The 12,353-nt window shown below is 37.3% G+C and carries 13 protein-coding genes, 1 other RNA gene and 1 pseudogene; 4 read left to right on the top strand and 11 right to left on the bottom strand.

The genetic code is table 11. The annotated features are described in order from the left end of the window. Positions 1-151 precede the first annotated feature (151 nt). Positions 152-1,399, top strand: a complete 1,248-nt coding sequence (locus D9782_RS05105; protein WP_026680149.1) for a helix-turn-helix domain-containing protein — start codon at positions 152-154, stop codon at positions 1,397-1,399. 272 nt (positions 1,400-1,671) lie between these two features. Here the strand turns inward: D9782_RS05105 and D9782_RS05100 are convergent, their stop codons facing one another. The 4 genes from D9782_RS05100 to dnaX are packed head-to-tail and all read right to left on the bottom strand — an operon-like array spanning position 1,672 to position 4,555. Continuing rightward, entirely contained in the window at positions 1,672-1,887 is a 216-nt protein-coding gene (locus D9782_RS05100) for a YaaL family protein (RefSeq protein ID WP_026680148.1), read from the bottom strand. 15 nt (positions 1,888-1,902) lie between these two features. Continuing rightward, positions 1,903-2,499, bottom strand: coding sequence for a recombination mediator RecR (recR, locus tag D9782_RS05095; protein ID WP_026680147.1), 597 nt, complete (start codon positions 2,497-2,499; stop codon positions 1,903-1,905). 17 nt (positions 2,500-2,516) lie between these two features. Next, complete coding sequence (locus D9782_RS05090) at positions 2,517-2,831, bottom strand: YbaB/EbfC family nucleoid-associated protein (protein WP_026680146.1); 315 nt, start codon at positions 2,829-2,831, stop codon at positions 2,517-2,519. Between the two features lie 35 nt (positions 2,832-2,866). Further along, positions 2,867-4,555 carry a DNA polymerase III subunit gamma/tau gene (gene dnaX / locus D9782_RS05085; RefSeq protein ID WP_121604264.1) on the bottom strand — a complete coding sequence of 563 codons (1,689 nt, stop codon included), beginning with the start codon at positions 4,553-4,555 and terminating at the stop codon, positions 2,867-2,869. A gap of 653 nt (positions 4,556-5,208) precedes the next feature. Between dnaX and D9782_RS05080 the strand changes: the two genes are divergently transcribed. Then, positions 5,209-5,775 (top strand): beta-class carbonic anhydrase, encoded by a 567-nt coding sequence (locus D9782_RS05080; protein WP_026680144.1) that lies wholly within the window; start codon positions 5,209-5,211, stop codon positions 5,773-5,775. A gap of 202 nt (positions 5,776-5,977) precedes the next feature. Here D9782_RS05080 and D9782_RS05075 read toward each other — a convergent pair whose 3' ends face one another. From D9782_RS05075 to tadA, 3 genes are all read right to left on the bottom strand, one after another. Then, complete coding sequence (locus tag D9782_RS05075; RefSeq protein WP_051388259.1) at positions 5,978-6,535, bottom strand: putative glycolipid-binding domain-containing protein; 558 nt, start codon at positions 6,533-6,535, stop codon at positions 5,978-5,980. 359 nt (positions 6,536-6,894) lie between these two features. Next, an RNA gene (gene ffs, locus D9782_RS05070) (signal recognition particle sRNA large type) lies at positions 6,895-7,160 on the bottom strand. 96 nt (positions 7,161-7,256) lie between these two features. Beyond that, positions 7,257-7,703 (bottom strand): tRNA adenosine(34) deaminase TadA, encoded by a 447-nt coding sequence (gene tadA, locus D9782_RS05065; RefSeq protein ID WP_034678596.1) that lies wholly within the window; start codon positions 7,701-7,703, stop codon positions 7,257-7,259. Between the two features lie 126 nt (positions 7,704-7,829). On the opposite strand from tadA, the gene D9782_RS05060 reads away from it, so the two are divergent. Both D9782_RS05060 and D9782_RS05055 read left to right on the top strand, forming a co-directional pair. After that, on the top strand, positions 7,830-8,363 hold the full coding sequence (locus D9782_RS05060) for a cysteine hydrolase family protein (protein WP_121604263.1): 534 nt from the start codon (positions 7,830-7,832) through the stop codon (positions 8,361-8,363). A 113-nt stretch (positions 8,364-8,476) separates the two neighbouring features. Then, positions 8,477-9,769: a glycoside hydrolase family 18 protein gene (locus D9782_RS05055; protein ID WP_121604262.1), complete on the top strand. Its 1,293-nt coding sequence runs from the start codon at positions 8,477-8,479 to the stop codon at positions 9,767-9,769. A 121-nt stretch (positions 9,770-9,890) separates the two neighbouring features. Here the strand turns inward: D9782_RS05055 and D9782_RS23300 are convergent, their stop codons facing one another. From D9782_RS23300 to nsrR, 4 genes and pseudogenes are all read right to left on the bottom strand, one after another. Next, positions 9,891-10,067 carry a hypothetical protein gene (locus D9782_RS23300; protein ID WP_205388397.1) on the bottom strand — a complete coding sequence of 59 codons (177 nt, stop codon included), beginning with the start codon at positions 10,065-10,067 and terminating at the stop codon, positions 9,891-9,893. Next, a complete protein-coding gene (locus D9782_RS05050; RefSeq protein WP_121605827.1) occupies positions 10,057-11,358 on the bottom strand; it encodes an IS91 family transposase in 1,302 nt (433 codons plus the stop codon). Before D9782_RS05050 ends, D9782_RS23300 begins: the two co-directional genes overlap by 11 nt. Before the next feature lie 279 nt (positions 11,359-11,637). Then, a pseudogene (locus tag D9782_RS05045) lies at positions 11,638-11,745 on the bottom strand (DJ-1/PfpI family protein); the annotation flags it as partial. A 70-nt stretch (positions 11,746-11,815) separates the two neighbouring features. After that, a complete protein-coding gene (gene nsrR / locus D9782_RS05040) occupies positions 11,816-12,250 on the bottom strand; it encodes a nitric oxide-sensing transcriptional repressor NsrR (protein ID WP_026681839.1) in 435 nt (144 codons plus the stop codon). Positions 12,251-12,353 lie beyond the last annotated feature (103 nt).

Genomic DNA, 12,353 nt, shown 5'->3' with positions numbered 1-12,353 from the left:
AAATTCGCATCAAAAGCACTATTAATAATTACCCCAAGTTAGCTATAATTGGTATAAAGTTAGCTATTTATATCGGAAGTTCTATTAATCCTCGTACAAAATAATGATAAAAATTATGTAATGAAGATCTCTTTAAAAGGGGGCCGCATCGATGTATGAAGGAAAGATTATTAAATTTTACAGAGAAAAAGCTAAAATCACCCAGGAACAGCTTGGGCAAGGCATTTGCTCTGTAACACATATTAGTAAAATAGAAAGAGGATTAACGGAATATTCACCAGAAATCACGATGTTATTAGCTCAAAAACTAAGTATTAATTTAGAAGAAGAAGCAGCTAGTTTAAAAAATGTAAAAAAGAAGCTTGACCAATGGAAAGAAATGATAATTTCCCAAGATTATAGCAGTGCGACTACCGTTTATCATGAATTTCAAACAAACGAAATGATTGCTATTTCAGGATATCACCTCTACTATTTACTCTTAAAGGCCATCTATTATTTAAAGCAAAATAGTGTGGATAATGCTGTAGAGTTAATCGACTTTCTGGATAAAAAACGGAATAAGCTCAATAACTATGAAGAGAACCTCTTGCAACATGTAAAAGGTATCTACTATATGACGATTGATGAGCATCTTAAATCTATCGATCTACTAAAAAGTATTAATTTTGATATGTATTCCAATGCTATGGTCTATTATGATTTGGCAGCAGCTTATCATCATATCCATTCTCCCGTATTAGCATATTACTATGGGGAAAAAGCGTTGAATGCCTATAAGCAAAGAAATTATTTTCTTGGGGTTATTGATACGGAAAACCTTATGTTAATTGAAGTAGAGTCCGGCCAGCATCGAAATTTTAAGGAAACGAAGGAGCAATACGATGAATTAATTCGGCTTTGTGATCTATGTAACTCTCCAGAAAAGAAAGCTAAAATTCTACATAATTATGCCTACGAACACTTAAAGAGAAAGAAATACCGTGAAGCTGGTAAACTATATAAAGCGTCCATGGATTTAAAGCAACAGAAATCAAATATTTATTTATTATCATTAGAAGGGTATGTACGTTGTGGTAATGAAGGAGGATTTATTGCAAAAGAAGCATTACTAGCTTTAGTAGAAGAAGGCTTAGCAGTAGCTACAGAAATAGGAGATCCCTTATATCAGCATGTATTCTGGCTACATTATTATACGATTCTTGACCTAGAAGAAAAATATTATTTCTATCTTACAAAAAAAGCATTACCTTATTTTAAAGAGCATGGTTTTTTTGTAACCATGCAACGCTATGAAAGGGAATTATTTAATTATTATCTGAAAAATAATCAGCTACAAAAAGCAGTTGAAACTGCAGATTATATTATTAATAAAGACGAGAGCACTTTGTTAGTTTAGATTTAGCCAATTCTATTCATAGGTTAGGGATAACTGAATGAGTAAGTTATGCGATGGTTAGCTTCAGTTATTCCCTAACGACAGCAATCCTATCCCTTTGCTTTGTTTCTCGTCAGTTCAAGTGTAAAGAATATAGGAGCCTGCGTGTTTTATTATGCTTAATTTTTTCAAAGCTCAACATATATAATCGAGCCAAAAAGACAAGTGCATCCATGCCTTGTCTTTGAAGTATACGTATCAATTAATATAGTAGTTTATGAAAAAACCTTCAATTAATGGTAGTTTGCTCGTAAATTACGATGCCTTGCCTCTCGTAGTAAGAATAAATATTTCGCTTGTGCAAAAGCCTCCCAATGATATCCATCACTTGTCGATTCAATGCTTCTAGAAACCATTGACTCGATTTGCTTCCTCTCTTTCTCCAAACGAATCATCGTATCTAACAACTCACCGTCAACATCTTTTCTCGTTATCTTTTTCTTTGCCATGTATTCACCTAATTCCTACAGATCTCTTCTACCTTCTAATGCCTTCGATAGGGTTACTTCATCTGCATATTCCAAATCTCCCCCTACTGGTAAACCATGAGCAATTCTTGTTGTTCGAATTCCAGATGGTTTTACAAGTCGGGATATATACATTGCAGTTGCTTCACCTTCGATATTAGGATTTGTAGCCAATATTAACTCCTCAACTTCTTCATCCTTTAGTCGATTAATTAAATCGGGAACGTTAATATCCTCTGGTCCAATCCCATCCATAGGGGAAATCGCTCCATGTAATACATGGTATTTCCCATGGAATTCCTTCATTTTTTCCATGGCAATAACGTCCTTCGGATCCTGTACAACACAGATAATCGATTGGTCACGGGAAGTATCCTGACAAATAGAACATGGATCTTGATCCGTAATGTGGCCACAGGTGGAGCAATGTGTTAGCTCTCGCTTTGCATTGACCAATGAATTGGCAAATTCCAAGACATCGTCTTCTTTCATATTTAACACAAAGAATGCCAGGCGGACAGCCGTTTTTGGCCCGATTCCAGGCAATTTTGTAAAGCTATCAATCAATTTAGAAATTGGTTCTGGATAATACATCTACGCGCCTCCTAGAATTAGAACATTCCAGGCATGTTTAACCCTTTCGTGAATTGTCCCATTGTATCATTCGTTTTATCATCAATTTGTTTTAATACATCATTCGTAGCAGTCAAGATTAAGTCCTGTAGCATTTCAGCATCATCAGGATCAATAACCTCCTCTTTGATTTGAATATCTGTTATTTCTTTTTTGCCGTTGGCGTATACTGTAACCATTCCACCGCCAGCTGATGCTTCGAATGTCATTTCATGTAATTCATCCTGTGCCTTCATCATTTTCTTTTGCATTTTTTGCATTTGCTTCATCATATTACCCATATTTCCCTTCATGGAAAATTCCTCCTTTAATTCGTATAATGCTTCGATTAATCATGTATTTCCAATACGTCATCACCAAAAAGCTTTCTTGCTTCCTCAACTAGTGGATCTGCAGTTTGTTCCGCTTTTGGTTCCGATTTCTCTTGACTTGATAAATACTCTGTTCGTAAATCTGTCCAATCCTTTTCTGGAATTGGGATAATCGTTAATGATTTTCCTAGTACATTGGAGAGTATCGATTCTACTGTCTCCCGATTATCTAAGAACAGAGAACAGTGTATTTCATATTTAAATGCAACGACAAGCGCTTGATCCGATGCTGCTGCTGGCTTACTATCTTGGATAGTAGCATGAGCGGGAGCATTAGCTTTCTTTAAATTTGCTAAAAAGGTAGCCCATTGAGAATGAACTTCCTTCAATGCTGGCTTCTCCGCTTGTTTAAGTACCTCGCGAATTCGCTCATATGGGATCTTATAACTGTTCTTCGATGATCTGGATGGTGCTCTTCTAGATTCACGTTGTGGTGCAGGTTGTGCACTAACAACAGGGTTTTCCTTTAATAAGCTCAATTCCTTTTCAAGCTGACCAATTTTTGCAGTTAACCCTGCAATTGCATCAGATTCTACCACTTGTTCTGAACGTCCTTGTTCCACATTAGCGTTTGTGATGGACAGGATGGCAATCTCAATATACACTTTCGGGCTATTCGTCCACTTGATTTCCTGCTGGCATTGATTTAATTGTGTCATTGCTTCCTGAACCCAAGCATTGGATACGTGATTAGCTAAATGCTTAAAACTTTCGTCAGCGCGTGCACGCTCTAGCATTCCTTCAAGTGTTGGCGCACCCTTGTATAGTAACAAATCGCGTAGAAAGTAGATCATATCATAAACAAATCGAGCTGGATCTTTTCCTCCCTGGAGCAGTTCATCCAACTGCATTAACGCTTGTTGTACATCTTTTTCATACATGGACTGGACAATTTTCATTAAAGTTTGTTGCGATACACCACCGGTAACCGCTAAAACATCCTCCAGTTCAACCGTATCCTCACTATAGGAAATAGCCTGGTCAAGAATACTTAGTGCATCACGCATTCCACCTTCAGCAGCTAAAGCAACCGTATCTAGTGCTTCTTTTGAAACGGATATTCCTTCTGCTTCTATAATGGTTTGCATTCGCTCGACGATAGCCTGATTAGAAATTGGCTTAAAATCAAACCGTTGGCACCTTGATAGTATCGTTAATGGAATCTTATGTGGTTCTGTTGTAGCTAAGATAAAGACAACATGCTTTGGGGGTTCTTCCAGTGTCTTTAACAATGCGTTAAATGCATTTACCGATATCATGTGTACCTCATCAATGATATATACCTTATAAGGTACCACACTAGATGCATATTTTACTTTATCTCTAATTTCTCGGACATCATCAACGCTTGTATTAGATGCAGCATCAATTTCGATAACATCGGAAATGGACCCATCCTGAATGCCACGGCATGCCGCACATTCATTACAAGGTTCTTTTACCGGCGAACGCTCGCAGTTAATCGTTTTGGCAAAAATTTTCGCAGCACTTGTTTTCCCTGTCCCACGTGGTCCGGAAAACAAATAGGCATGAGAGAATTTTTCTTGTACAATCGCATTCTGCAAAGTTCGTGTAATATGGGTTTGCCCAACCACATCTGCAAAATTCGTTGGTCGCCAAACCCGATATAAAGCTTGATAGCTCATGATACAATTCTCCTTTAAAATCTCCTTCTAATTATACTCTATTTAAGGGGGGAATGTGAACCATAGCGATAAAACAAATGGAAAAAAGAGATGAATAAAAATAATATTTCTGGTTTTAAAAATATAGGCCATTTAGAGTAAAAAATACGAGGAAAGAACAAAAGATTTACTAAAAGTGCAATAGAATTCATACACAAAACAAAAAAGTTACGGACTCAAATCAAATACGCCTGAAGATTTAAATACATTTTTTGGAAAATATTGAAAAACGATAGGATCAAGGTAAAAGTTAAATTTATTTACATGTTTGTATCTAATTGTTTGACTATTTATATGAAGCTTTCTTTTTAGCATGAAGTATACCCCAAAATAAAGTAAAAGAGCAATAAGTAAAAACATCCATAATGACAATTGAATTAGCATCCTCTATTGACTTGTAATGACATTTTCACTTTCTCCATTCAATGAAACATCTATAAAACGGATGCCTCTTTGTAAGATTATTATTTTAACATAATTAAGAAATTACATATGTTGATAATTTTCAGTTTGTTTTTAATAATGATATATATCTAGTAATTCCACCTAAATTATGTCTTCTTGTAATTTTTCCTTTATAATGGATAGAGATTATTAAAAAGAGGAGCTTGATCATGAGTTTATTAGAAGAGATTTTAACCTATAATAAAGAATTTGTTGACAATAAGGAATATGAAAAATATCAGCGCAATAAACTCCCAAACAAACGAGCCTTAATTCTTTCTTGTATGGATACTCGACTCGTCGAGCTATTGCCAAAGTCCATGAATATAGCGAATGGCGATGCGAAAATTATTAAAACTGCCGGAGCACTTGTATCCCATCCTTTTGGTAGCATCATGCGAAGTATTCTCGTTGGAGTGTATGAACTTGAAGTAGATGAGGTTTGTGTGATTGGCCATTATGATTGTGGGATGGCCGGTGTAGAGGCTGATCGAACAGTTGAAAAAATGAAAACTCGTGGAATTAGTCAAGAAAAACTAGATACACTTCACCATTCAGGTGTTGATTTCAAACATTTTTTACGAGGGTTTGATAGTGTCGAGGATAGTGTGAAGCATAGTGTTTCTACGATTAAGAACCATCCGCTTATGCCAGAAAGCGTACCAGTCCATGGCTTAGTCATCGATCCGAATACAGGTAAACTCGATCTAGTTGTAGACGGTTATCTAAAATCATGACATGACCCATCCATAAGGGACTGTCTCATAAGGTACATGAAGACACAGCAACCGGAATATACGAGACTCCTGTGCAAGATACAATGGTGTGAAGCCCGAAATGTTGGGTTTATACGCAAGAAGAGGCTGAATCACTGCCCACGGAAAAGGAGTTTATTCCCGTTGACTAGGAACAGGGGCTGCCTTTTGGGACAGCCCTTTTTTATTTAGCATATAATCTGGTAAATAACCCCGGATACTTTGTCACAATCCCCATCTCGTCTACTTCAATCGTCGATTCAAACGTATTACTTTTGTAATTAAATACCTTCCGCTTATCTGACTGTTCTACAAGATGATACCGTTGTTTAACTTTAGTCAATGTAAAGTCTGGAACAGCTATAAATACCATGTCAAAATCACTGGATTGACCAGTCTCCCACATAAAACGATTGATTGGCAAGGAGTTGGTAAAAGGCGTACACGATAAATCAATATCCATTGCACCTCGTAAATGAGTAATCTCCTCTCCCGCTTCATTAAACCACTCTCGTTGATCGTTAGAGCGTAGTACGATTTGCTTTCCACTATCTGCTTCAGCTCTCAATTCTCGAAATTTCCAATGCCTATTCAGTTCGATTTGATAATGAACAAGATAAGGAGCCTCTTTCTGACCGTTTATAACCGTACTTGTAATCTGTATACCATCTTGCATATATTTCATTTGCAAAAATTCTGTTCCTACGTTCTCATGATGTTCCCATATTACTTTTCGATCCATTTTGTACCTCTCCCTTTCATATCTATTTAGCACTTCTATTATTAATATTGCTTGGGTTACCTATTATCTTCACTTCTATATATCTTTTGGTTCTCTTACTCTTACTACTGAGGAAAGGATACTCGTTTTCCACCGAGAAATGCACGTTACCCTAACACAAACTTTTACGGTGTCTCTGTCACTTTCTTTCCACAGGAGTGTCGTAATTTTCCTCCATTATCCATCGTTGATTAATACAGGTACCGTACCGACTCCATCACAATGAATATACGTCTAATTAATGGTGCCTAAAAAATTATATCCCATTTAAAAAGTCCCCTAGCTGCAAACAGCTAGGGGACTTACTAATCTTATGTAAACCGTGCACCCATCTTCGATACGACAACCCTATACGTTACTCAAGTTCATGGCTCAACCTAGGCTTCCCCGCGGCACACAGAAATGACCACTTACTGCTGCTTCCTTCCGGACCTGACAGGATTCATGGGTTTCTGTTGCGCAGGACCTAAGCGTCAACACCACTCCCTTAAGGCAGACTATAAAGTCATCGTACCTCAGATGGGAATTCAGCCTCGCTATAGCGGATTGCAAGTACAGGGCACCGCTACCTCCCCACTTAGCACGGCATTAATCATTATAACGATAATATTAAAAAAATGCAATGGTAGAGCATGGAAAAATAACTAATCTGTTAAAATAGATTTTCGCTCTTAAGCTTACCTTAGCTCTTCTTTTTTTGCTTACGTAGGTCTTTGAAAAAATTTCTTAAAAGATCTCCACAGTCTGTTTCTAGCACACCCTTCGTAATGTCTACCTGATGATTAAACCGCTTATCTGCTAATAGATTCATTAGTGTACCAGCACAACCTGCCTTTGGATCTTTTGCTCCATATACAACACGCTTAATTCGAGATTGGACAATTGCCCCAGCACACATCGGACAAGGCTCTAACGTCACATACAGTGTACAATCCTCTAAGCGCCAACTGCCAATTACATCATTGGCTTGTTCGATAGCAATCAATTCAGCATGTGATAACGTACTTTGTGATGTTTCACGCTGATTATAGCCTCTAGCAATTACTTCACCTTGATATACAATAACAGCTCCAATAGGAACTTCATTTTGTCTTGCAGCTTTAGTAGCCTCGTCTATGGCTAACTCCATCATTTTTTCATCCAACAATTTTGCCCCTACCTTTCAATAATAGTTTGAAAAACAAGAATACGGAAATAACTAAAAGAAAAGCATCATTAAACATCAATTCCTTTAAATTAGAGAGGAGTAATTGGATTGCATTCATCGCTTGAAAACACCGCTGTTTTATTTGTAGATATTGTAAATGATTTTAATTTTGATGGTGGTAATAACTTATTAGCAAATACGAAAGATATACTTCCTCATTTATTACGATTACGCAACTTTGCAAAAGTAAAGCAACTTCCTATTATTTATGTTAATGACCATTATGGTCTTTGGCAGGCTGACTTTCATAAAATTATCAATTACTGCCATAATGATAGGAGTAAACAAATCATTGAACCGTTAAAACCAGACGATAATGACTATTTTCTAATTAAACCACAGCATTCCGCCTTTTTTCAAACGCCATTACAATCTCTGCTAAATGAATTAGGAAAAAACAACTTATTAATGGCAGGAATTGCGGGTGATATTTGTATTCTATTTACTGCAAAGGATGCCTATATGTATGGGTATGATATGCACATCCCAAAGAACTGCATGGCTTCTGAAGGTAAGGACAATAATGAATATGCTCTATATTTATTACATTCTGTCATGAAAGCAAATATCACAGCTATATAGTTGGAATAACAAGAAATCCCTTCTCATAGATTGTTAATAGCAGATCGATAAATAGGTGTGTTCAAAGAGAGGTTAATTCATTTTTGAACAACCTCATGAAGGAGGGATTCTATATGCAAATTCACGTAGTTAGCCCAGGTGAATCGTTATATGGTATTGCAAATACATATAATACAACAACACAGGCGCTTATCGATGCCAATGAACTAGACGCTCCAAACAATTTAGTGGTCGGTCAGGCATTAGTTATTCCTATCGTCGGACAGTTTTATTTTGTCCAACCTGGTGATAGTTTATTTTCCATCGCTCAACAATTCGGAATGTCTTATCAGGAGCTAGCACAAATAAATGGTATCTCGCCAGGTAATGTACTTCCGGTTGGATTTAGGCTTTATATACCACCAGGGCCTAAATCACCTATCACAAGCAATGCCTATATCGAACCAATGGGAGATTCTGTTTCTGATACGCTAGAAAATGCAGCCATGAAAACCACTCCATATTTAACCTACTTAGCGATATTTAGCTATCGTGTTGGCAGAGATGGTAGCTTAACACCACCACCATTAAATGGATTATCGGAAATCGCTGAACAGAATAACACGGCAAAGATGCTGGTTGTGACTAATCTGGAAGAGGGTCAATTCAGCCAAGAACTTGGACATATTATTGTAACCGTTCAAAGCGTTCAAAACACACTCCTAGATAACATCGTTAATACAGCTACTTCTGGTGGATATAGCGATGTGCATTTTGATTTTGAATTTCTTCCCCCAGAGGACAGAGAAGCATACAATGCGTTTTTAAGAAAAGCAAAGGAACGCTTATCCCAAGAAGATTTATTAATGTCCACAGCATTAGCACCAAAAACCAGTGCCACACAGACTGGACAGTGGTATGAGGCACATGATTATGCAGTACATGGTGAAATTGCTGATTTTGTTGTGCTAATGACCTATGAATGGGGCTATACCTACGGACCACCAATGGCTGTTTCACCAATTGATCAAGTAAGGGAAGTCGTTATGTATGCATTAACGGAAATGCCCGCTACGAAAATCTTATTAGGTCAAAATTTATATGGATACAACTGGACACTGCCATATCAGGCAAATGGTGGGGAGCCGGCTCAGGCTGTAAGTCCACAGCGAGCTATCGCGATTGCAAGAGAAAACAATGCAGAAATTAGATACGATGAAAAGGCTCAGGCACCTTACTTCACGTATACCGATAATACAGGAAGTCAACATGAGGTATGGTTTGAAGATGCGCGGTCCATTCAAGCCAAATTCAATCTCATAAAGGAATTAGGTTTATTAGGCATATCCTATTGGAAATTAGGGTTAGCTTTCCCACAAAATTGGCTGTTACTACAGGATCAATTCACAATTCAAAAATTGGACTAGTGACAGTTACAATCTAACAGATCCTTCCATTTGCTATAGAATGCTGAAGCTTGGGTTACACATATCTTAGCTTAAGAAAAACCGGGCAAAAACCAGCCCGGTCCTTTCCTGTTTGCCATAGCTAGAGCACATCCGATAGTTTGTATTCGTGTCCTTGTACTCCTTTATAATACTCCGGATACATTTCTCCTCCACATTGTTCACAGCTGAATCTTGGTGGCGTAGTTGGGTCTCCGCCATCCATCAAATCAAACTCTTCTACTACGTTATACGGTATCTTTTCTTCTTCATGACACATGAAACAATGATAGTTGACGTAGGTCTTCTTTGGACGTAAGTGGTCGGTTCCTTTTTTCTTCTTCCCTTTTTTGCGTCGTTTGTTGGTCTGTGCGATAGTGAATCAACCTTTCTAAATCATTCCTTGCTTCTTTTGTTAATGCAATCTTTATTTCTAATTTCCCATTCTCTAGACACACTTCTCCCTTGTATTCATAGTAATTGTCGCAATGCGAGCACACAAGGGGATCTTTTTGACCACTAGAAATAATACGCTCTCTCCAGGTTTGGCGGCGTAATGTCTTCTTCACTTTTACTATCCATTTCCTTGTACCTTGTTGCCATGTAGCTAATAGCTTTTTGCTTAAGCTCTTACTCCTTCTAGAATACACCCCATAGTGACGAATTGTCTTGAACTGTTCATTAGGAATATGACGTATTAATCGAATAATAAATTCTTCTACCGTTACGGTCTCATGTTTTTCTTTACCGTCTACTTTATCCATATATTTGAATGTCACATGTTGACCATCATATTCCTCGATACGATTGTTCCCAATCGCTGGTCGACGAATATAGCGGCCAATATAACGCAGTTGGTCCTTCACCTTTCCTCTTTGTTTTGGGGCATACACATAGAAACCTTCCCCATTATTAGAAAAAGCCTGTTGTAATCTTGGTTGAATTCTTTTCTTTTCCTTATTTGACAAGTGGTTACGAATGAATTTTAACACCACCGTCTGCCATTGCTTTCGAAGCATCGTAAACGGTATATAGTCGTACGCTTTCCATTCTCCTTTTTTCGTAACTCCTCCCATTGTCACTAACATATGAACATGGGGATTGAAATTCACTCTTGACCCAAATGTATGTAATCCGGCAATTATCCCCGGTTTCACTTTTGCCTTCTTTCGAAAATAACCCGTGATTAGCTTCGCAGCTTCATCCATAAGGGGTTTCAAAAGCTCTCGATGCCATAGAAATATAGCCCGTAATTTTTCATCTATCGTAAAGATTACATGCCGATGGTTCACTTGTACTATATCTTCTGTAAGGACGCGACTCCATTCTTCACTTTCTCCTACAGAACACGTTGTACAAAAACGCCCTTTACATCGAAAAGGGACATGTCGAACGTCATGGCATCCTTCACAAACATAGAGTTTGAATCCATTTTTGGGATCTCCACAGTCACGAAATTTTTCCACCTCTTTAATGACAATTGGACGAATTCGCTCTCCATGTTTCTTCTTAAATGCTTCCCAATGTTGATGTTTATCAAAAAAGATTCGTTTCAAGATGTTTTTTTCCATATACTTAAAATACCACAGTAAGAAACACTCTGGTATAGCCAAATTTTTATACTCACGGATAGCGATTTTCACTTTACCCATTGTAAAAAAAGTCAACCTATTACTTATGACAAGAATTGTTGCACCTTCTCATAGCGGAGACTAATTACGTAGACTCCTGCGGGATTAGCGCGAGCCGAAAATCCACTTTGCAACGTGTTCTTCTTTGCAAAGTTAGTTGAGGCCGTGCCCGCGGAAAGCGAAGTAATTAGTCGGAGCATTGCCAATATACATCAAACATTTCAAAATAACGACTTCATGACCAGCTTCCCGGAAAGCTTTAGCTGGCTCTGTATATTCCACATCTTCAAACATATCTGTAATAACAGTTGCTATTTTTTTACTCATGATATATCCACTCCTTTACGATGACTACATAATTATATGTTCCCAATAATTCTTATATAAAACATATTTTTTACAGTCCCATTAGTTCACGAAGCTCTTCTTCATTTTTAATTAAATCCTTTAATGTATATGCTTCAAGAACCTTAAAAAAAGCGACTAACGCCCTATTTAATACATGTTTTAATGTACAGCCTGGAGAAATAACACAGTGGTTTGTTCCTTTATCAAAGCATTCTAAAATGACAAAATCAGCTTCAAGCTGTCGAACAAGTCTACCAACATTGATTTCTTCTGGTGGCTTAGCCATTCTAATTCCTCCATGCCTGCCTCTTACCGACTCTATCAATTCCATCTTTACAAGCTCATGTACTACTTTCCTTACATGTTCTTGTGAAATCGTATATACCTCGGATATCTCTTTAATTGTAGCCAGCTCTTGATCTGATTTCATTCCCGTAAATATTAATACACGTAATGCGTAATCTGTATATTTTTTAAGATTCATGGATACACCTACTTGTTCATGTTTTCACATTATTGTAACATATTTTGCTTATTTTCCTGTTTTTTTACCAGTTAAATCATTATAAAATAAACATGTATACAAA

It is taken from the genome of Virgibacillus sp. Bac332, assembly GCF_003667785.1.
Taxonomy (GTDB): Bacteria; Bacillota; Bacilli; order Bacillales; family Amphibacillaceae; genus Virgibacillus; species Virgibacillus salarius.
This window is presented reverse-complemented; position numbering and strand designations above follow the sequence as displayed.